This is a genomic window from Prevotella sp. C561, assembly GCF_000224595.1.
In the GTDB taxonomy this organism is placed as follows: domain Bacteria; phylum Bacteroidota; class Bacteroidia; order Bacteroidales; family Bacteroidaceae; genus Prevotella; species Prevotella jejuni.
Genome location: NZ_JH114140.1, coordinates 49,707 through 70,488 on the forward strand (window position 1 = coordinate 49,707; position 20,782 = coordinate 70,488).

General features: G+C 40.9%; 17 protein-coding genes and 1 pseudogene. 8 read left to right on the top strand and 10 right to left on the bottom strand.

Annotated features, from left to right (window positions below; all coding sequences use genetic code 11):
* The first annotated feature begins 52 nt into the window (after positions 1–52).
* The 4 genes and pseudogenes from HMPREF0666_RS01745 to HMPREF0666_RS01755 all read left to right on the top strand — a co-directional run bounded on the left by HMPREF0666_RS01745 (position 53) and on the right by HMPREF0666_RS01755 (position 5,564).
* The gene (locus HMPREF0666_RS01745; protein ID WP_009010569.1) at positions 53–742 is read left to right on the top strand and encodes a peptidylprolyl isomerase; all 690 of its coding nucleotides are present in this window, start codon (positions 53–55) and stop codon (positions 740–742) included.
* Between the two features lie 54 nt (positions 743–796).
* Positions 797–3,295 carry a zinc-dependent metalloprotease gene (locus tag HMPREF0666_RS01750; protein WP_009010570.1) on the top strand — a complete coding sequence of 833 codons (2,499 nt, stop codon included), beginning with the start codon at positions 797–799 and terminating at the stop codon, positions 3,293–3,295.
* A 246-nt stretch (positions 3,296–3,541) separates the two neighbouring features.
* Positions 3,542–3,799 (top strand): annotated as a pseudogene (locus HMPREF0666_RS16360) (DUF4876 domain-containing protein); the annotation flags it as partial.
* 130 nt (positions 3,800–3,929) lie between these two features.
* Positions 3,930–5,564, top strand: coding sequence for a DUF6850 family outer membrane beta-barrel protein (locus HMPREF0666_RS01755; protein ID WP_009010571.1), 1,635 nt, complete (start codon positions 3,930–3,932; stop codon positions 5,562–5,564).
* A gap of 648 nt (positions 5,565–6,212) precedes the next feature.
* Here HMPREF0666_RS01755 and HMPREF0666_RS01760 read toward each other — a convergent pair.
* Positions 6,213–6,563, bottom strand: coding sequence for a DUF4491 family protein (locus HMPREF0666_RS01760; protein WP_009010572.1), 351 nt, complete (start codon positions 6,561–6,563; stop codon positions 6,213–6,215).
* Between the two features lie 185 nt (positions 6,564–6,748).
* On the opposite strand from HMPREF0666_RS01760, the gene HMPREF0666_RS01765 reads away from it, so the two are divergent.
* Both HMPREF0666_RS01765 and imm40 read left to right on the top strand, forming a co-directional pair.
* Positions 6,749–8,494, top strand: coding sequence for a phospho-sugar mutase (locus HMPREF0666_RS01765; protein WP_009010574.1), 1,746 nt, complete (start codon positions 6,749–6,751; stop codon positions 8,492–8,494).
* Between the two features lie 213 nt (positions 8,495–8,707).
* Positions 8,708–9,061, top strand: a complete 354-nt coding sequence (imm40, locus tag HMPREF0666_RS01770; RefSeq protein ID WP_157600227.1) for an Imm40 family immunity protein — start codon at positions 8,708–8,710, stop codon at positions 9,059–9,061.
* A 759-nt stretch (positions 9,062–9,820) separates the two neighbouring features.
* Here imm40 and HMPREF0666_RS01775 read toward each other — a convergent pair.
* From HMPREF0666_RS01775 to HMPREF0666_RS01790, 4 genes are all read right to left on the bottom strand, one after another.
* Positions 9,821–12,361, bottom strand: coding sequence for an ATP-dependent Clp protease ATP-binding subunit (locus tag HMPREF0666_RS01775; RefSeq protein WP_009010576.1), 2,541 nt, complete (start codon positions 12,359–12,361; stop codon positions 9,821–9,823).
* A gap of 142 nt (positions 12,362–12,503) precedes the next feature.
* The gene (locus HMPREF0666_RS01780) at positions 12,504–12,635 is read right to left on the bottom strand and encodes a hypothetical protein (protein ID WP_009010577.1); all 132 of its coding nucleotides are present in this window, start codon (positions 12,633–12,635) and stop codon (positions 12,504–12,506) included.
* Positions 12,625–14,070, bottom strand: coding sequence for a DUF4270 domain-containing protein (locus HMPREF0666_RS01785; RefSeq protein ID WP_009010578.1), 1,446 nt, complete (start codon positions 14,068–14,070; stop codon positions 12,625–12,627). The genes HMPREF0666_RS01780 and HMPREF0666_RS01785 overlap by 11 nt, the downstream gene beginning before the upstream one ends.
* A 33-nt stretch (positions 14,071–14,103) precedes the next feature.
* Entirely contained in the window at positions 14,104–14,853 is a 750-nt protein-coding gene (locus HMPREF0666_RS01790; RefSeq protein ID WP_009010579.1) for a glycogen/starch synthase, read from the bottom strand.
* A 285-nt stretch (positions 14,854–15,138) separates the two neighbouring features.
* Here HMPREF0666_RS01790 and panC point away from each other — a divergent pair, with 285 nt between their 5' ends.
* Both panC and panD read left to right on the top strand, forming a co-directional pair.
* Entirely contained in the window at positions 15,139–15,990 is an 852-nt protein-coding gene (panC, locus tag HMPREF0666_RS01795; protein WP_009010580.1) for a pantoate--beta-alanine ligase, read from the top strand.
* A gap of 9 nt (positions 15,991–15,999) precedes the next feature.
* Positions 16,000–16,344, top strand: a complete 345-nt coding sequence (gene panD, locus HMPREF0666_RS01800; RefSeq protein ID WP_009010581.1) for an aspartate 1-decarboxylase — start codon at positions 16,000–16,002, stop codon at positions 16,342–16,344.
* A 751-nt stretch (positions 16,345–17,095) separates the two neighbouring features.
* On the opposite strand, the gene HMPREF0666_RS01805 is transcribed toward panD, so the two are convergent.
* The 5 genes from HMPREF0666_RS01805 to HMPREF0666_RS01820 all read right to left on the bottom strand — a co-directional run bounded on the left by HMPREF0666_RS01805 (position 17,096) and on the right by HMPREF0666_RS01820 (position 20,554).
* Entirely contained in the window at positions 17,096–17,524 is a 429-nt protein-coding gene (locus tag HMPREF0666_RS01805; RefSeq protein ID WP_009010582.1) for a biotin/lipoyl-containing protein, read from the bottom strand.
* A gap of 9 nt (positions 17,525–17,533) precedes the next feature.
* On the bottom strand, positions 17,534–17,683 hold the full coding sequence (locus HMPREF0666_RS17610) for a hypothetical protein (RefSeq protein WP_009010583.1): 150 nt from the start codon (positions 17,681–17,683) through the stop codon (positions 17,534–17,536).
* Between the two features lie 18 nt (positions 17,684–17,701).
* On the bottom strand, positions 17,702–19,267 hold the full coding sequence (locus HMPREF0666_RS01810) for an acyl-CoA carboxylase subunit beta (protein ID WP_004359500.1): 1,566 nt from the start codon (positions 19,265–19,267) through the stop codon (positions 17,702–17,704).
* A 263-nt stretch (positions 19,268–19,530) separates the two neighbouring features.
* Complete coding sequence (locus tag HMPREF0666_RS01815; protein ID WP_009010584.1) at positions 19,531–20,031, bottom strand: hypothetical protein; 501 nt, start codon at positions 20,029–20,031, stop codon at positions 19,531–19,533.
* Complete coding sequence (locus tag HMPREF0666_RS01820) at positions 20,018–20,554, bottom strand: Panacea domain-containing protein (RefSeq protein WP_009010585.1); 537 nt, start codon at positions 20,552–20,554, stop codon at positions 20,018–20,020. Before HMPREF0666_RS01820 ends, HMPREF0666_RS01815 begins: the two co-directional genes overlap by 14 nt.
* Positions 20,555–20,782 lie beyond the last annotated feature (228 nt).

Below are 20,782 nucleotides of genomic sequence, written 5' to 3' on the forward strand. Positions count from 1 at the left end.
TTTGTTCTTAAATGTTTATCTTTGCGAATAAATTACGCTTTATTTAAGAAAGATGAAGAAGTTACTATTATCCTTATTGCTGGCTTTGTTCGTTGCAAATGTTCAAGCACAGTCTATGACAGACACCTTACGTCATGAAGTATTGTTGGAGACCGACAGTGGAAACATTCGTATCCAACTTTTTAATGAAACGCCACGTCATCGCGACAACTTCTTGAAGTTGGTACGTAGTGGAGCTTACAACGGTGTGTTATTCCACCGTGTTGTGAAAGACTTTATGATACAGACGGGCGACTTAGGGTCTAAGAACGCAAAGCCAGGACAGGCTTTAGGTGACACACCAGAGACTTATTCGCTCCCAGCAGAGATTGTTTATCCTAAGTTGTTACACCGTCGTGGGGCTGTCGCAGCGGCACGTGAGGGCGATGATGTCAATCCTAAACGTGAGTCATCTGCCTCACAATTCTATATTGTATGGGGTATAAAGTTCTCTGACGGACAGCTCGACTGGGCACAGAAGCGCCTTAACGAACATACAGACAGTACGGTGCAGATGACACCAGAGGTACGAAAGATGTATAAAGAAGTGGGTGGCTCACCTCATTTAGACGGACAGTACACAGTCTTTGGACAGGTGTTAGACGGATTGGATGTCGTAGATCGTATCCAACGCCAGCCTGTTGATGCCAACGACCGACCATTGGCTGATGTCCGTATCCGTAAAGCAACCATAATAAAATAAGGTTGTCTTTATTATTGCTAATTGTAAATATAATGTAAAGTTACTAATAAATTTATGTCAATCAACAGAAAAGCAGCAGCCTGTCTGTTAGCCTTTATGCTCGGAAGTGGAGTAGGTGTGGCAAGTAACAGGTTTGTCTATCGTGCCGTAAAAGATACTATCACGCAGCACAAAGACACTACTAAACAGGATGTTAAGAAAGGGAAAGCAACAGAGAAAGAGAAGGATAAACCTTCTGCCTACGACCAACTTGTAAAGAAGAAAGGAAGTGTTCAGCAAGGACTCTTTACAGTTAGGCATATTGACGACCAATGGTACTTTGAGGTTCCAGACTCTGTTATCGGTCGTTACTTGCTCGCTGTGACTCGTTTTACAGCCGTTCCACAGAACTTTGGAAAGTTTGCTGGAGAGGCAGTAAACCAACAGACGGTTTATTTTGAGCAACGTGATGACAAGACATTGTTGCTTCGTGCATACGTACTTACGCAAGAAGCTGATCCGAAAAGTAGTATTTCGCGTACGTTGAAGGCATCTACTGCCGACCCTATCGTTGCTTCGTTCAAGGTGATTGGACGTAACAAGGATACAAAGGCGCAGTTGATTGATGTCACACCATTGTTTATTAAAGACAATGCAGTGCTGAGTGTGTCGTCAGACAACTCTAAGCAGCTGAAGTTAGGAGGGTTAATGGCCGACCGGACGTTCATTGACACGATGAAAGTCTATCCTATTAATGTGGAGATAGCTACGACCCGCACTTATTCAAGCTCACCTTCTACTGTACCCGCTTCTTATACGGGTGCGATGACAATCGGACTTAACACCAGTGTTGTCCTGCTTCCAAAAGTACCTATGCGCAAGCGTGTATGGGACAATCGAGTAGGTTACTTCACAAATAGATATACCATCTTCAGTGACGACCAGACAAAGACAGACCGCGAGCAGTTTATCTCTCGATTCCGTTTGGAGCCTAAAGATAAGAAGGCATACGCAAAGGGTAGACTCTCAGAGCCCGTTAAGCCCATCGTATTCTACATCGATCCAGCAACTCCAAAGAAGTGGGTTCCATACTTGATGAAGGGTATTGAGGATTGGAATGTTGCTTTTGAGGCTGCTGGTTTTAAGCATGCTATACAGGCAAGGGAGTGGCCTGACGACCCAACGATGAGTGTTGACGACGCTCGCTTCAATGTTCTCCGTTATCTTCCGGCTGAGATTGAGAACGCCTACGGCCCTCGTATCGTTGATCCACGTAGTGGTGAAATTATCGAAAGTCATATTTGTTGGTACCATAACGTGATGAATCTCTTGACAAAGTGGTATTTTACGCAGTGCGCTCCATTGGATAAACGAGCACAGACAGCGCACATGGACGACAAACTGATGGGTGAACTGATTCGCTTTGTGTCAAGTCATGAGGTAGGACACACACTCGGTTTGCGTCATAACATGGGTGCAAGTCATGCTACACCAGTAGAGAAGCTACGTGATAAGAAATGGGTTGAGGAACACGGGCACACTGCCAGCATCATGGACTACGCTCGTTTCAATTACGTTGCACAACCAGAAGATGGCGTCTCAGAGCGTGGCTTGTTCCCACGTGTGAATGATTACGATAAGTGGGCAATCCGTTGGGGCTATCAGTATCGGCCAGAGTTCAAAGATGAGATGGACGAGAAGGAGAAGTTAATGACTGAGACTACTGCCATCCTTGCGAAGAATCCACGCCTTTGGTTTGGTGGTGAGGGTAAGAATGAAGACCCACGTGCACAGACAGAGGACCTTGGTGATGACAATGTTAAGGCGAGTGACTATGGTATTAAGAACTTAAAACGTATCATAGCAAAGCTCCCTGAGTGGACACGTCAGCCTAACGACCAGTATGAGGACCGCATGGAAATGTGGCGAAGTGTTGTTGGACAGTATGGACGTTACACCAATCACGTACTGAAGAACATAGGTGGTCGCTATATCAACAATATGCCTGGGAAGAAACCTTACGAGGTTGCACCAGCCAAGAAGGGCCGTGATGCTGTCGATTATATCGGCCGGCAGGTGTTTGAAGCACCGCTTTGGCTCTATCCTTCAGCAATGACAGACATCGCAGGTACCGACCTTGTCGACGAAATCAGTACTTATCAAGACCGCATACTAAAGGTGATGATGAACGGAACTATCATGGATAAGATCTATAAGGACCAGCGTGAGGCAGGTGCTTATCAGTTCAAAGACTATCTGAATGACCTGTTCCATGTCGTTTGGAAGCCACTAAATGGTCTTAATGATATGCAGGTACGTACACGCCGATTGCTTGAGCGCAACTATGTAGACCAGTTGAATACACTCTTGAACCCTGTCCCGAAAGATAAGGCAAGTGCTGCTGACCGTGCAAGCAACTCTGACATAATGCTCTACATTATGCAGCAATTGGATACTGTTGAGCAGTTCTGTAAGGCGCAAGCAGCACAGAGTGAAGGCATCAACCTCCTTCATTACAACGATTTATTGCGTCAGATTAAGTTGATTCGTGAGCGTCGTGTGACCGTAAAGTAATCGTTTTAGTGCCTTTCATGCCATAGACGAGAAGTGTATTCATGGTTTATGGTTATAATATACGTCCATAGTAGAATGATAAACGCTACTATGGACGTTTGCTTTTTACTATAAGTTCTGCTGATTACTGCCCAACGCCTTATGCCGTGTTTACCATCTACTCTCATGAAAATAATGAATGTTTGGAGAGGTTACGACCATGAAATAGTATATAAAACAAGGTGAAAACGCAGTCAGTATGGTCTTCTACCTAAGCGATATATCATTGATGGCGTTGATTTCCTTCGTCATAAGGCAACAGGGACGGACGTTGGCGAGAAGCGTCTTTATGGTGATATTGATGCGGGTTATATAAGTATTAATGCCACAGCAGGTCTGTCGGGTGAGGTCGTCTACCGTAAGGTGACTTCTACAACAGCTGCTGGACAAAGCATACTCATGGATACAAACAATAGTTCTAACGATTTTCAAGTGTCAACAACGATAGCACCAAGGACTTTCTAAGGTAGTTTGAATCGTGTCTGAAGGGGTTGAAATGTCGTAAGCCCTTTGCGTATTCAATTCTTTCAGAGACTTTTATCGGTTTTACAAACTATTGTTGTTGCACACACATACATATTAATTATCATCGCTTATGAATACTTCATATTCCTTCTCCACCTTTTCAGCCTTTGTACAATCCTCTCTTCGGAGAGGCTGGGGAAGGCTTTTCTTATTGATGTTTACGCTCCCAACGATGGCACAGACGCCTTCTGACTCTCTTGTGGGCGAGCCTGAATATCGCTATAAGAACCTTACACAACTCTGGCATAACACAAGTAATGCCGCTGGACTCTCTCTTGACGATTCGCCTAATCGTGGATTTGCCTCCATAGGGTTCAACCATCGTGGTGGCGACTACCATCGTGTGCAGGAGGGGGGAGCAATGAATAACATGCAGTTCTTTACCGAACGCTATCAACGATTGGGTCGATATCTATATAGTTATGGTAAGGTAGACTTCAACCTCGGCCGTACCAAGGACCGTGCCTTTGCCGACCAGTATCGTCCTTACAACTCTAATCCCTACCAGTCGGGTAGTGACATTGCAGGAAGTTACGACCATCAAGACTTTGATATGGTAGCTTCTGTAGGTACGACAGACTTCTCTGGATGGCGTTTCGGCCTTCAACTAAACTATCAGTTGGGCGATCTCTCCCGCTTTCGTGACCCTCGTTCACGTTCGCAGTTGCTTGATTACCGTTTGACTCCGTCTGTTTCTTACACGATGGGTGGGCATACGCTGGGCTTATCGGGCTATTACGACCGTCGTAAAGAGAAGATGGGACCATTAGTAACAGTGCAGAGTGATGCCACACTTACCTATTATCTCTTCTCTGGAATGGAGTATGCAACGGGGACAATAGGCGGTTATTCGAGCTTTAATAGGGAGTGGGTGAACCACCAAGTGGGTGCAGCTATGGATTACGGATACCGGTCTGATAGCTTCCATACGCTGAATAGCTTTGGTATTAGTCGTGGAGAGGAGTATGCATACGGTACGTATAAATACGAACCGGGCAGATACTTCACCTATTTATATAATGTACAGTCGCAAAACAGATTGCTTACTGGGAGCGTGTTACACCAAGTTGACGTCCGTATGGATTGGCAACAAGGCTATGCAGATGAGTATCGTCAACAGTTGATTATCAAGAATGACCCACAGATAGGGACAACGTCTTACACATACGAGAAACAGTTGGAGTTTCGTAAACGCTATCAGGTGCGTACGTTCGATTGCGCTTTCCGCTATCGTGCCAACTTCCTCAACGATGCTCCCTCACGTCTTCTTCAGCAGGCAACGGCCTCCCTCAAAGGTTATACTGGCTTTTCAATAGATACGCACAAGGCAAGCAATCGTCATCTTCTACCGTTGTCATCATCTGATTATAGCCGTATTAATTTTCAGTTGGAGAATGGTATCTCATTGTTCAAACAGCATCTTACGGCAGATCTGACACTTGGATATAGTGTTTCTACACGTGCCGATCTGCAATTAGCAGATGACTCTTCTATCTTGGCACAGCGTGTCTTGCTGAAAGACCTACCTTATTATGATGCCAACCTATTTCATGGACGCTTGCAGGTGATGTATCAGTTCCCCCTAACTATTAAGAAATCACGTGCTATGTGGTTTGTGAAAGCGTTCGGCGACTTTACTTCTGCTAACTCCGCTGGGCATCCTAATCTATATAATGTAGGTTTTAGTGTGGGTTTGTTTAATTGATATTATGGCTTTGGTGAGTATAATGTCTTATTCAAAGGATAGATTATAAAATCTCTATGATGGAGTAGGCTCTCCCTTCTATTAGTATCTTCTCTGGTGTAACATGGTAATTACACCACATTCTATGGGCGAGAGGATGGGGGAGGGGCCACCTTTCCATGTTATCGAAATCGCTATAACACCCTACAACGAAAGAATCAATAAAAACATAAAAAATAATTACATAATATAGTGCAAAGTACCTTCAAAATAGGAGTGTAATATAGTCTGTAATCAAGTTTGTAACCATCAAGATATCAATGTATTATGTTTAGCATTGAAGAAGACGCCTTTCTTGCCCCAAGAAGGGCGTCTTCTATATCCAAGAAGGGCATGTTCTTGAAGATTGTTAGGCCTCTTCTTTCACCTTAAAGGGCGTGTACTACAGTCAAGAGGAGTGAAAAAAGTTGACATAAGGGTAAAGAAAAGCTCTCTTCTCTACCCCTCTGCTCGAATGAAAGTAGGTGTCTAACGAGATAAAGTATGCTGTAGGTTTATGGGTTATAAACAATGGAAAATAGTTACTCTAACCATTAACACCCAACATTCAACACCCAACACCCATCAGTTATTAGCCTTTGCACGACGAAAAGAAATAAATAGGAACGCTTATTTCTTATGCTTGCAAGCAGGACAGATAGAGTCGTCCTTGTTAAGTTTCTCGTAGTGTTCCTTACGCTTAGGATTCATCGGAAACCAACCTTTGACCACACGCTTCTCTTGAGAAAAGAGTTCGCCAATGCCCCAAAGGAAGGAAGCTCCAAGCACACCGAGCAATGCTGACCAGAAAAGACTTTGTATAAAAAGAGCAGAAACACAGCAAGTAAGACCCGCTAAGAGCCAGATCCACCATGGTTTTGTACCAAAATAATACTCTGTCTTTATGACTAATGGATGACAAAGTCCGATGATAAGAAACGTGCACACGGCCAGTAGAATACCTTGAAAATTCAATTCCATTTCAAATAAGTTTAAGAATAGATTTAATTGTAAGTATATGAGAAATGCTAATAAACATGATGTTCTTAGCAAACTCCAAATCTTATAGGTGCAAAAATACAAAAAAACTCTATCTAAAAGAGGCTTTCTCAGAATTATTGAGTACATTTGCAGATATAAGTCATAAATGAGAAAATACTTAAATTATGAACAATAACCAAACACTCATCGCTCAATGCGAAGAGAAAGCACGGCAGTGGTTGGCTCCTGCTTTCGATGACAAGACTCGTTCAGCCGTTGAGGCTATGATTAACAACGAAGATAAGGCTGACCTCATAGAGTCATTCTATAAGGACTTAGAGTTCGGTACAGGTGGTCTTCGTGGTATTATGGGCGCTGGCTCTAATCGTATGAATATCTATACTGTGGGTATGGCAACTCAAGGCTTTGCTAATTACTTGAAGATTAATTTCAAGGATATGAAGCAGATTAGCGTCGTTGTTTGTCATGACTGCCGTAATAACTCTCGTCTCTTTGCTGAGACTGTTGCTAATATCTTCTCTGCTAATGGCATAAAGGTCTACCTCTTCGACGATCTTCGCCCTACTCCAGAGTGCTCTTTTGCTATTCGTCATTTGAAGGCACAGGCTGGTGTGAACATTACAGCAAGTCATAACCCACGTGAATACAATGGTTACAAGGCTTACTGGGAGGATGGTGCACAGGTACTTGCGCCCCATGACAAGGGAATCATTGATGAAGTGAACAAAGTTAAGGTCGAGGATGTTAAGTTTGAAGGTAATAAAGCACTGATAGAGATTATCGGCGAAGAGATTGATAAGATTTATCTTGATAAGGTAAAGACTATCAGTATTGACCCGCAGGTCATTAAGAATCAGCATGACCTTAAGATTGTCTATACTCCGCTACATGGTGCTGGTCGCGTAATTATTCCACGTGCGTTGGCTTCATGGGGCTTTGACAATGTTCATTGTGTGAAGGAACAGATGGTGAAAGATGGTAACTTCCCTACTGTCGACCGTCCAAACCCAGAGATAGCAGAAGCTTTGACACTCGGTTTGCGTGATGCGAAGGCTCTCGATGCCGATATCTTGATGGCTTCTGACCCAGATGCTGACCGTGTAGGTATGGCTTGTAAGAATAGTGATGGCGAATGGGTACTGATTAATGGTAACCAGACTTGCTTGATCTTCTTGTGGTATATTATCACTAATCGTCAGGCTGTGGGCAAGATGAAGCCAACAGACTTTATCGTAAAGACCATTGTTACAACAGAGGTTATTCGTAAGATTGCAGAGAAACAGCACGTAGAGATGCGTGATTGCTACACTGGTTTCAAGTGGATTGCACGTGAGATTGCACTCTCTGAGGGTAAGCAGCAATATATTGGCGGTGGTGAGGAAAGCTATGGTTTCCTTGCAGAAGACTTCGTAAGAGATAAGGATGCTGTAAGTGCTTGTGCTTTGTTGGCAGAGATTTGTGCGTATGCAAAGGATCATGGTAAAACTTTGTATGATATTCTTATGGATATTTATATGGAGTATGGTTACAGCCATGAGTTCACAGTCAATGTGGAGCGTCCTGGTAAGAGCGGTGCTGACGAGATTCAGCAGATGATGAAGAACTTCCGTTCTAATCCTCCTAAGGAGCTTGGCGGTAGTGTCATCGATGTTTATAAGGACTTCCAGAGCCTTGAACTAACGAAGGCTGACGGTTCTAAGGAGAAGATGGATATGCCTGATACAAGCAATGTTCTCCAGTGGTTCTGCACTGATGGCACTAAGGTGAGCGTTCGTCCATCAGGTACTGAACCAAAGATTAAGTTCTATCTTGAGATAAAGGATACAATGAACTCTGCTTCTGATTTCCCTGCTTGCGAGCAGCGTGCTTGTGAAAAGATTGAAGCTATCAAGAAGAGTTTGGGTTTGTAATGGTCTATTTTTAGCCTTTGATAATATTTGCGAGGGCTTTATATTATAGTTAAAGCAGGAGTCTCTATAAAGTTTTATTTGTGGAAACTCCTGTTTTTTATTGTTTTTTGCCTTCTTGTATATAACTCTTTGGATAGCTTTCTGTCTCTTTTAGTGTGCTACGCTATTTGATATTTTAGCCTTTCAAGTCATAGATTATTTAGTCTCTTGTAAATGGAAAAAAGTGATATAATGTCTATTATTCAAGATAATAATATTTCTGAATATTATTCCTTGAACCATTTAGGTATTGAAGGTTATGCTTTCCCAGAACAAGAAGCACTTAAAATAGTGCAAATATGCAAACTTTTATTGATTCCAATCTTAGGTGGTGATGTATATAGTTTGACTGATTCTACAATAGAGGACTTAGATGATAGTTGGTATTATGATAGGACTCAAAGTGAGTCATATTACAATTATGTGCAAAACAGTTGTAATAGATCTGAATCTTACATAAGGGCTTACAAAAATCATTCTTGTGATAGACCTTTATTTTCCTTGGTCATAGAAGAACAATTAAAATAATCGAATACTTTTAGAAAAGGTAGTGCAGTTTTTTGTTGATTAGGTGGTTCAGGCACAGTTTCTGCTCCTCTTTGAATCGTTGGTGGTATAGATAGTGATTACTATGGAGGAGAAGTTGGGAGGTAGCTCTCTGATACTATTTTTGATATTTCTGTACATATAAAACCTTGCATACCCTTTTTAAGACGAGTAAAGTTTTATGTTGGTATTAGTAAGAATAAAAGCGAGTATTATATAATATCTATAAATCTGCGTTTGTTAGATATGAATTATTTTGTAGAACTATTATATTCTCTATATTGTGTAGAAATATGAAGTTATCGCATCCCGATGTGGCCACTTTTTAATAGACGGCTTATTGAGTGTTTTCCCATAGTTTTAAATTTGCTGTCATATCTGTCATTCGTTTCATGAACTTAACTTGTTAGCTTATAGTATAGTTACATGAAATGTTAAAAATGACAGCAAATGAATTTTAAACTTTTCTTGTAATAATACGTAATTACGGCTGTCTCTTTTCATGAGTAGCATGTTATCCTTTCTTATCTGAATTTATCAGTCAATAAGAATGACAAAAGAGCATAAAAAAAGGTGCTTAGTCAGCTGTTGACTAAACACCTTTTGAATATTAACTAAGTCTCTTTTGAATGTTCATTAGAGCTTAATGAGAAATCATGTAGACTTTAATTTATCTCCAAAGACGGACTTATGATGATATAGAGCACAAGTGTGGAGAGATATAACTCCCACTCTTAGCTGTTATTCTGTTGGTAGAATATCAAATTTCAGTTTATCATTATCTTTCTCTTTTGATATCTTGATGGTGTCACCAGCCTTGATTTCGCCAGAGAGAATGAGTTCGCTTAATCCATCCTCGATGTGATTTTGGATAGCACGCTTCAATGGACGTGCACCAAATTGTACATCATATCCCTTCGTTGCCACATACTCCTTGGCTTCATCTGTTATCTCCATCTCGTAGCCCAGTTCATGCACACGCTTGAACAAACCTTTGAGTTCAATGTTGATAATCTTCTTGATAGCCTCGAGGTCGAGCTGGTCGAAGGTGATAATCTCGTCCAAACGGTTGAGAAACTCTGGTGCGAACTGTTTGCTAAGACTCTTTTGAATGATAGCACGAGCACGCTCCTTGTCACCTTCATTCTGTGATAAGCCATTCAGATTAGTTGCTTTGAAACCAACACCCTGCCCGAACTCCTTCAGTTGACGTGTACCAGCGTTAGATGTCATAATGATGACAGTATTGCGGAAATCTATCAATCGACCGTTACCATCAGTTAATCTACCTTCATCAAGTACCTGTAAAAGCATGTTGAACACGTTGCCATGTGCCTTCTCTATCTCATCGAGTAGGACGATAGAGTAGGGATGATGACGCACTTTCTCGGTTAACTGTCCTCCTTCATCATATCCTACGTATCCTGGAGGAGCACCAACAAGGCGTGAGGTGTTGAAACTCTCCGTATATTCACTCATGTCAATACGTATCAAGGCATCGGCTGATCCAAACATCATCTCAGCAAGGCGTTTGGCAAGATAAGTCTTACCTACACCAGTTGGACCTAAGAACATAAACGCACCGATAGGGTGATTAGGATCCTTTAAACCGACACGATTACGCTGAATAGCCTTAACCATCTTGTCGATAGCAGCATCTTGAGCAATGACAACCTGCTTGAGATCGTCATTCATGTTCTTTAATCGGATGCCTTCGGCCTCTTGCATGCGCTGAACAGGGACACCTGTTATCATAGAGACAACATCAGCAATGGCATCTTCTCCAATCTCAATCTTATCTTCGGTGTCGCCATTTTGCCATCTTTCCTGCTCATTTTTCAATTTTTGTTCAAGTTCCGTTTGTTTATCACGGAAGCTTGCAGCAAGTTCGAAGTTCTGATTCTTTACAGCAGCCTGCTTCTTCTCCTGTGCTATTTCAATCTCTTTTTGAATATCGAGAATGGACTGTGGTACCTTAACATGCTGTAAATGAACACGTGAACCAACCTCGTCGATAATATCTATCGCCTTGTCTGGGAATGAGCGATCGGTGATATATCTCTCAGCATACTTAACACAAGCTTTCAAAGCGTCCTCTGTGTAGCGTACATGATGGTGGCCTTCATAGCGATCCTTAATATTCTCAAGAATCTGAAGCGTCTCTTCTGCTGTTGTTGGTTCGACCAAAACTTTTTGGAAACGACGCTCTAAGGCTCCATCTTTCTCAATTGACTTACGGTATTCATCAAGTGTCGTAGCACCGATACACTGTATTGTACCTCTTGCCAAGGCTGGCTTCAAGATATTAGCAGCGTCCATAGAGCCTGGAGAAGAACCTGCCCCGATAAGCGTGTGAATCTCATCAATGAAGATGATGATGTCTGGGTTCTGCTCAATTTCCTTTATCAATGCACGGATACGTTCCTCAAATTGACCACGATACTTAGTACCTGCAACTACAGCTGTCAAGTCGAGTGTGATGACTCGTTTGTCGAAAAGGATAGGAGAGGTGAGATGCTTTACAATAAGTTGTGCTAAGCCTTCTACAATAGCACTCTTTCCAACACCTGGTTCACCGATAAGGATTGGGTTATTCTTCTTCCTTCTACCAAGGATCTCACTAACGCGCATAATCTCTTTCTCTCTTCCTACAACAGGATCGAGCTTCCCCTCTGCTGCAGCCTGAGTGAGGTCGGTACCGAAACTATCGAGTACTGGCGTCTTAGACTTTGTTCGTGAGCTTTGTGTTGTCTTTGTGTTACCACCATTATTAGATGACGACGACATCATGTCATCATCCATTTCTTCCTCATCAGCCATCCCTATACCGTCTTTTGGCTGGTTTGCACGTTGTTGTAACATTGATATTGCGTTGTTATAATTGAATCCACTGTCTTCCAAAACTACCTTTGCACCATTGTTAGATGAGTCATGTAGGATGGCAAGGAATAGATGTAGAATATCTACAGTCTCAGCATGTTGCATACGAGCTTCGAGTACAGCTAACTTTAAAATGTTATTAGCTTGCTCGTCCAAAATAATGTCTGGTATTGAAACCGTAGTATCAATGGATTTCTCTTGAACCTTCTTTTCTATCTCTCTCTTTATATTGTCTATATCAACCTTCCATTTACTGAATAGTTCCCAAACTGGTCCTGACTTTTCTCGTAGGATAGCAAGCATGATATGTTCGGGAGTTACCGACTTACTCGTCAGTCTCTCTGCTTCCTCTCTACTGAATGAAAGAACCTCAGAAACCTTTGGTGAAAATTGATTCATCATATCCTAACCTTTCTTTTTTTGCTTGTTTCTGTGGACAACATGTCCTCTTTTAGTTGGTCATTACAAACAAATGTTGTGCCAAAAACATAAGAATCGAACGTACATCTATATTGTAAGTTCGATTCTATATGTATATTTTATGTTATAGTGCTTCGTCGTCTGGCTTCTGAAGTCTTACCTTCACAGGTCGTCTCAGGTTCTTTTTCTTACGAAGCCACCTCTCTTTGCGCTGCTCATATTCCTCACGATGTCGTTCCAAATAGTTATCTGCCATTGAACTTACCGTATATTATCGAAATCTGAATATTCTTGCCTGTAGATGTGTTACCCAAGAGCTTTGTACTTGATAGGCCCATATCATTAGAGACCTTGGTAATAACTGTTTTTTTACTACTACCAGTTCCTTGTGTAACAGACTGTAATTCAACGGGTACTACAACTACCTTTCCCCATGCAGGCATAGTTCTGTTGCGTGAGAAGAGATTGACAATGCCAGATATATTATTGAACTCGTATGCGTTTGTCTTACTATTGTAAGTAGCCATGAACGAAGTCTTATTATCTGGTAAACGATTATTTGCAAAGAACGATTGCAGACTGTCTGCAGGTACCATCACGACATTGTGTGGTATTCCGAATTGATAGTCAGAAGTTGAACTGTTGTTTATTCGGTGAAGAACAACCTTTGCCGTATTGATAGAATCATTCGTATGTCCTGCCATAATGTCAGACATTGGCAACGTCAACTTTGTAAATAAGCCTGCAGGAGTCTTGAGATAAGTATGTCCTGACTCGTTGGCTAATTGTTGCAACTTGGTGTTATCATTAGAGAAATTAGTCAATTGAAGTACCTCCTCAGTACTTACAAAGTTAGTAGATATCTCTGATACCTTACCATTCTGCTTATTTTTGAAATAGATGTTCAGCTGTGCAAGCTGGATGTGAGCCATTGAACCAGAGCCACCATCTACCTTAAAGTAGAATCCTGGACAAATCTCATGTAAGAAGCGATAAGGGTTACGGAATGCAGATGGGTCTTGCTGATACTTGCGTAGCAGGTAAGTTCCATAGTTATTGTACGTTACTCCATTCTTATCCTTATACTGTTTATTCAGACGGACAATGATGTTTCTGTTATAGTTTCTTCTATTTCTTATGCTATCAGCTTCCGTATAATCTGTTAGAGTAAAGGAACGTTTCTCTGCTATACCACCTTGTGCAGCTGGTCGGATATAACCCTGTGCCTCTGGATCAAAGTCAGAGTAATAGCTCTCTCCCTCCTTAACAGGTGTTGAAAGCTCGTATGCTGTCATTTTCATCTGGCTAAGAGAGTCGCCATAGTAGGTGCTATAATACAATCTTATATCGCAAGAGTCAGCAATAATTTCATTGTTTGCATCACGACTCATGATAGAGTCTTTCGCTGGTAACTCATAATTACTCAGTACATGAAACTGTGACATAAGGTTACCCGTAACAGTTGTCATTGTCTCAGGGTCAACCATTCTACCCAGATATCCAGTTGATGAACGAGCAATAACTCGTCCTGCAACCATTGTTTCAGAGGCTACGCTGAATGTGTCTGCTGTTATAGAGAGCTTGTCGCCATTGTCAATTAGTGAGTCGCCGATGGTATTTGTGGTATCATCGCATGATATCATGCTGATACAAGCTGCAAGCATACAAGCTGCAATAATCTTCCTTCTCATTTAGAATATCGTATTTGTAATAATCTAAGTATATCAGAATAGCTTGTTATAGAATTCTGAATATTTCTCTTTAAGCTCAGTGTCATCAATAGGATGTTCTAATAACTGCTTATCATTACTCTTTGCATAATTAATAAGGTCAGTATGTACTCCATCACTGGTTCCAATAACACCATCCGAATAATCAATAGCTAACTTACCTAACTCCTTAAAATCAAAGTTATCACCATACTCCTTTAAGTACTTAGCCTTTGCATCTCGGAACTCAAGACAATGCTTAAAGTTTGTTCCTAAGCTATCTTGTGGTTGTTCAGCAAAGAGTGAGGTAACTACTTTAGAGTTGGCAAACTGTGGTTCATCTTTGTAAGCTGTCTTTACATAAAATGGGATTACAGATGACATCCATCCTTGGCAGTGGATTACATCAGGTGTCCATCTAAGTTTCTTAACAGTCTCAAGAACTCCTCTTGCGAAGAAGATGGCACGCTCACCATTATCAGGGTAGTCATTTCCTAATTCGTCCTTTGTCATAGCTGGGCGTTTTTGGAAATAGTCTTCATTATCAATGAAGTAAACCTGTATACGTGTTTGTGGAATACTTGCAACCTTGATAATCAATGGATGGTCGGTATCGTCTATAATCAAGTTCATACCTGAAAGGCGAATAACCTCATGCAACTGCCCTCTACGTTCGTTGATATTCCCCCATCTTGGCATGAAAGTGCGAATTTCGAATCCCGCTTCTTGCATGATGTGTGGCATTTCAGCGCCATAAGAAGACATCTCTGTTTTTGGCACATAGGGCATGATTTCTTGATTAACAAATAATACTTTTTTCCCATTCTTATCTTATCATTTTTGTTTTCGCAACTATAATAAGTATGCGCCAAGAATGTATAAACTCCAAGGCGCAACTTATTGGGTGCAAAGTTACTAAAAAAACTGATAATACAGTTGCTTTCTTCTGAAAACAAATAAAAAGTAGAGCACATTGAGATTATTTAATTAAAATCTCGTCTATTTAATTATTTTGTTGTTACTTTGCATTGTCAAAAACTATAATGATTGATGAAAGTTATTCAAAAGATTGTTGAACTTCAGAACGAACTATTCTCTTACCGTAAGAACAATAAGACGATTGGCTTAGTTCCTACGATGGGGGCGTTGCATGCTGGGCATGCTTCACTTGTGAAACAAAGTGTCAAGGAGAATGATGTAACGGTCGTTTCAGTTTTTCTTAATCCTACACAATTTAATGATAAGGGTGACTTAGAACGTTATCCTCGTACGTTAGAGGCTGATTGCCAGCTTCTTGAAGCGTGTGGTGCAGACTATGTATTTGCTCCAACAGTTGAAGAGATTTATCCAAAACCAGATAATCGTCAATTTGAGTTCTCGCCCCAGTCTACAGTGATGGAGGGTGCAAAGCGTCCTGGTCATTTCAATGGTGTTTGCCAAGTTGTCAGTAGATTGTTTTATATTGTTCGTCCTGATAGGGCTTACTTTGGTGAGAAAGATTGGCAACAGATAGCTGTCATTAAGCGACTTGTCGACTTTATCGGTATGAAGGACAGTTTTACTATTGTGGAATGTCCAATCGTGCGTGAGCAGGATGGCTTAGCTATGAGTTCTCGTAACATGCTATTGACTGCTGATGAACGGGCGATAGCACCGAAGATATATGAGGCCTTGCGCAAGAGTGTTGATTACTCTCAGTCGCATAGTGTTGCTGAGACGCAAGAGAAGGTCGTTAATGAGATTAATGCAGTTGACGGACTTGAGGTTGAATATTTTGAGATTGTAGATGGCAACACACTCCTTAAAGTAAATACATGGGAGGATTATGTTGTTGGTTGTATTACGGTTTATTGTGGTCATACGCCAATCCGCCTTATTGACCACATAAAATACAGAGGATAATAAGTAAAGATGTTGATTGAAGTATTAAAGAGTAAGTTGCATTGTGCCACTGTGACAGAGGCCAATCTCCACTATATGGGAAGCATTACCATTGATGAAGATTTGATGGATGCGGCTAATATGATAGCAGGCGAGAAGGTTCAGATTGTTAATAACAACAATGGTGAACGCTTCGAGACCTATATTATAAAAGGTGAGCGAGGTTCTGGCTGTATCTGTCTTAACGGTGCAGCAGCTCGCAAGGTTGTAGTTGGTGATGAGGTGATTATCATCTCTTATGCGCTGATGGATTTTGAAGAAGCAAAATCCTTTAAGCCTTCTGTTGTCTTTCCAAAGGAAGGTAATAAACTGTAAGTAGATATTGTAAGCTGGTTGTAGGGACTTTAATCCCTCGAATTTATAAGTGGTGTGTGCATAGCTCACACTTTTATAACCATACAATCACATTTCGTTCTCCATTGTTCGACAAAGGGGCCTTTATTAATAAGTTCGAACTTATAATAAATCGGTGCTTGGGTAACTTGGAGGAGGATATGTGGTTGTCTGTTTTTTATTGAGAGATACACGATAAAAGTTTAGCCTATATCAGTTTATTGTGTGTGACTTACTATACCTTATATAATATAGTCCATCTATCTTCTTTCTCCTATATCGTGTTACAGAGTTTCTAATACTATTCTATAAATTGTAGAGTCATAGGATAATTCGTGTTTCAGTTCTTCTCAGAAAGGGTAAGGTATAAGTGAAAGAATCTTACTCCTTTGTGATGCTCATATTGGGCATCATACAAGTACGTATAATACTAACCTAATACTACGATTTAGTTTTAAATTAAGTTGCTGTCATTTTTAACATTTCGTATAATCCTTTGTGAACTAATTGGTTATACTACTATGAACGATGACAGGAATGACAGCAAAATTATTTTTGGTCAATTTACATTCTGTACATTTCTTATTTGAATCCAGTTCTTGTTTTATAAGAAGATAGCCATACGTCAAGATGGAAAGATGAGATACTAAAAAGAGAGGGTATATCATGTCGACATACCCTCCTTAATAAAATGCTATACAGTGTCAGCAACATTAGTCTGCTGATAACGGAATTATTCTATAACAACCAATGGGTCGTCCTCAAGCACAGCCTGACCGACCTTCACAGCAATAGCAGTTACCTTGCCATCCATCTCAGCTTCGATGTTGTTCTGCATCTTCATAGCCTCGAGGACAACAACAGTATCGCCAGCCTTTACCTCCTGACCAACAGTCACCTCAACAGATGTAATGGTTCCTGGAAGTGGAGCCTTAACAGCTGCAGAACTGTTGATAGCAACAGCAGGAGTAGCCTCCTCACTTGCCTCAGCAGCAGCTGGCTTACCAAGCTCAACCTTCTTCTTCTCTGGTTCAGCAGGCTGTTCCATCTGTACTGCATACTGCTCGCCGTTGACAGATACTTCTGCAACATTCTCGGCATTAATCTCACCAATCTCGACTTTATATTCCTTGCCGTCGATAGTATATTTGAATTCTTTCATTGTTGTCTATTATGGTTTCTTTGTCATTATCTCGAACTTAGCATCCCACATTGTCTGCTTTGGCAGAATAGTGATAAAGCCAGGTTCGTTATCGTGAACATTGTTTCCGGCATACTCATAGAGTGCCATTGCAATAGCTGCATATACGTTTTTATCCATAGTCGTGTGCCTCCTTTATTACATTGGCATACATCCATGCTTCTTAGCTGGTAAGTCTTGCTTCTTATGAGCCAACTGAGCTAAGCCACGGCAGATGCGGAAACGAGTGTTGCGTGGTTCGATAACATCATCGATGTAGCCGAACTGAGCAGCCTGATATGGATTAGCAAACTTCTCTGAGTACTCCTCTTCCTTCTCTGCAAGGAACTGCTTAACGTCGCCACCCTGCTCCTTAACTTCCTTAGCTTCTCTACCACAGAGAACGGCAACAGCACCAGATGCACCCATAACGGCAATCTCAGCGCTTGGCCATGCAAAGTTGAGGTCAGAACGGAGCTGCTTACAACCCATAACGATGTGTGAACCACCATAGCTCTTACGCAATGTGATAGTAATCTTTGGAACTGTAGCCTCACCGTAAGCATAGAGCAACTGTGCACCATGAAGAATTACAGCGTTATACTCCTGACCAGTACCTGGGAGGAAACCTGGTACGTCAACAAGTGAAACGATTGGAATATTGAAAGCATCGCAGAAACGAACGAAGCGCGCACCCTTACGGCTTGCGTTGGTATCTAATACTCCGGCATATGCTGATGGCTGGTTAGCTACGATACCAACACTCTGACCATTGAAACGAGCGAAACCAGTGATGATGTTCTTAGCAAACTTTGGCTGAACCTCGAAGAACTCTCCGTTGTCAGTTACAGCCTGAATTACCTTGTACATATCGTATGCCTGGTTTGGATCGTCTGGGATAATCTCGTTCAAGAGGTCTTCCTTACGGTCGATAGGGTCAGTGCACTCTACACGTGGTGCTTCTTCACGGTTGTTTGAAGGAATGTAAGAAAGGAGCTTCTTGATAAGGTCCATTGCCTCTTCCTCAGTCTTAGCTGTGAAGCTTGTTACACCACTCTTTGAAGCGTGAACGCTTGCGCCACCAAGGTGCTCTGCGTCGATATCTTCACCAGTTACGGTCTTTACAACCTTAGGACCAGTCAAGAACATGTAACTTGTCTGTTCCTTCATGATGATGAAGTCTGTCAATGCTGGAGAGTAAACCGCACCGCCGGCACATGGACCAAGGATGCTTGAGATCTGTGGGATAACACCAGAAGCGAGGATATTACGCTCGAAGATTTCGCCGTAACCTGCCAAAGCAGAGATACCCTCCTGAATACGTGCGCCACCAGAGTCGTTCATACAGATGACAGGTGCACCGTTGGTCATAGCCATATCCATTACCTTGCAGATCTTCTGAGCCATTGTTTCAGAAAGCGAACCACCGTTTACGGTGAAATCCTGTGCATAGAGGTAGACGAGACGACCGTCGATAGTTGCTGAACCAGCAACAACACCATCACCGAGGTACTGCTTCTTCTCCATACCGAAGTTATGACAACGATGGAGTTTGAACATATCATATTCCTCGAAGCTGCCTTTGTCAACCAGCATTTCAATACGCTCACGTGCAGTATACTTTCCGCGCTCGTGCTGCTTGTCGATGGCCTTCTGACCACCACCTAAGCGTGCTAACTCGCGCTTCTCCACGAGTGCTTTGATCTTTTCTGTTTGCTTACTCATAATTTGAATTTATTTTCTTATTTATAGCTTCTTATTGTTATCTATTCATCTTGTTAGTAGGCTCCTTTGCTACTTTCACTTATGTATTTAAGAGCCCTTCTTACTGAATCAAATGCAAAATTACTAAAAAAGGGTGAGATAGTTATCTTCACCTCTTTAAATATTGTTAAGGTATTATATAGCTCTTTTTTATTATCGACATAAGGTAAGAAATAACCTTGTCATGTATTGATTTAATTTTGGACAGACTCACTGGTATTTATTTAAGGATTTAATTCATGGAAAGGATCAAAAAATAAGATATAGATAAAGCCATAATTGCCTAACACAAAATAGATTCTAGGAGACCTTTCTCCAGTTTCTCTTCTTGCTTCTCTGCTATCACATTCATATAGCCCAAAATGATAGATAATAATGCTCTCATCTACATTAGGCATAATTTTTAGAATATTCTCTCTTACCTTCCCTGTGAATGGTGAACAATAGAAGTGATGTTCCTTTGCTATTTTCTCTAGATTGTTTATAGTGTTAGATGATATCTCTTTCATCTTAGAGAAATAGGCTTGCGTATCTCTCAAAGTAAAATCTTGATGGAAATGATAATCAGTTTTGCCCAAATCAATATAATCATACTTAATGACTATTGGTAAATCCTTTGATATCAAAACATCATCTGTATGAATCTTATTCTTAAAAGAATCAGGTTTATTGATTGTTTCTAATTCTTCACGTTGTATATCAATATCACATTCATTGAGCTTCATGGTGCTTCCGATTTCTATCGTATCTATCTTTATAAAAACTATGCATTGTATCTAGACTAATACTCTTTTCTGAACGTTGAAAAGGGTTAAGACTACCACGGGCTTCTACCCATGGCTTTTCAGAATGAGTTAAAAATATAAGATCATTCTGCGATTTCGAGCCATACAGCATGAATATTGATTCAAATAACTCAATTTGGTCTTTTGAGAACGATAATTTCTCTGCCAGTTCTTGAAGAGTTTTATCGATATGAGCACTATCAGTACCAAAATTAGTTTCATCTAAATGATCACACATATTCGGTACCTTATCTTTGTATTCATAATAAATCTCTGGATATACAGGACCATTAACCCAAGCTTGTGGAGCTTGAGGAAACAATGTTTTGTCCCGACCAAAGATTACCATATTCCATGATTGAACATAATAAAGTACTTTTTGAAGCTTCAATGGACTAACTGATAAGCCTTTATTAATTAATGATAAGCCAATATATCTGGCTACGTCCTTAATATCGCACATACTATTTTTCTTTTATTTATTGCAAAAATACGTATTATTTTGTATCTGTGCTACTACCATATTGTTAAACTAACTAAATAATATCACAAGTATAATAAATCATTCTTAATAGTAATTTATCATGTTTGCCTTTACCAATATGCTTAAAGTAAGGACAGACGAGAATGCATGTTCTTTCTTTGGTATGCCCGGCATGAGCATTATCTAACGGGTTCAAATCACGAGTAA

Coding starts and splice junctions, on each gene's coding strand:
- HMPREF0666_RS01745 (WP_009010569.1), top strand. CDS start 53: ATGAAGAAGTTACTATTATCCTTATTGCTGGCTTTGTTCGTTGCAAAT.
- HMPREF0666_RS01750 (WP_009010570.1), top strand. CDS start 797: ATGTCAATCAACAGAAAAGCAGCAGCCTGTCTGTTAGCCTTTATGCTC.
- HMPREF0666_RS01755 (WP_009010571.1), top strand. CDS start 3,930: ATGAATACTTCATATTCCTTCTCCACCTTTTCAGCCTTTGTACAATCC.
- HMPREF0666_RS01760 (WP_009010572.1), bottom strand. CDS start 6,563: ATGGAATTGAATTTTCAAGGTATTCTACTGGCCGTGTGCACGTTTCTT.
- HMPREF0666_RS01765 (WP_009010574.1), top strand. CDS start 6,749: ATGAACAATAACCAAACACTCATCGCTCAATGCGAAGAGAAAGCACGG.
- imm40 (WP_157600227.1), top strand. CDS start 8,708: ATGGAAAAAAGTGATATAATGTCTATTATTCAAGATAATAATATTTCT.
- HMPREF0666_RS01775 (WP_009010576.1), bottom strand. CDS start 12,361: ATGATGAATCAATTTTCACCAAAGGTTTCTGAGGTTCTTTCATTCAGT.
- HMPREF0666_RS01780 (WP_009010577.1), bottom strand. CDS start 12,635: ATGGCAGATAACTATTTGGAACGACATCGTGAGGAATATGAGCAGCGC.
- HMPREF0666_RS01785 (WP_009010578.1), bottom strand. CDS start 14,070: ATGAGAAGGAAGATTATTGCAGCTTGTATGCTTGCAGCTTGTATCAGC.
- HMPREF0666_RS01790 (WP_009010579.1), bottom strand. CDS start 14,853: ATGTCTTCTTATGGCGCTGAAATGCCACACATCATGCAAGAAGCGGGA.
- panC (WP_009010580.1), top strand. CDS start 15,139: ATGAAAGTTATTCAAAAGATTGTTGAACTTCAGAACGAACTATTCTCT.
- panD (WP_009010581.1), top strand. CDS start 16,000: ATGTTGATTGAAGTATTAAAGAGTAAGTTGCATTGTGCCACTGTGACA.
- HMPREF0666_RS01805 (WP_009010582.1), bottom strand. CDS start 17,524: ATGAAAGAATTCAAATATACTATCGACGGCAAGGAATATAAAGTCGAG.
- HMPREF0666_RS17610 (WP_009010583.1), bottom strand. CDS start 17,683: ATGGATAAAAACGTATATGCAGCTATTGCAATGGCACTCTATGAGTAT.
- HMPREF0666_RS01810 (WP_004359500.1), bottom strand. CDS start 19,267: ATGAGTAAGCAAACAGAAAAGATCAAAGCACTCGTGGAGAAGCGCGAG.
- HMPREF0666_RS01815 (WP_009010584.1), bottom strand. CDS start 20,031: ATGAAGCTCAATGAATGTGATATTGATATACAACGTGAAGAATTAGAA.
- HMPREF0666_RS01820 (WP_009010585.1), bottom strand. CDS start 20,554: ATGTGCGATATTAAGGACGTAGCCAGATATATTGGCTTATCATTAATT.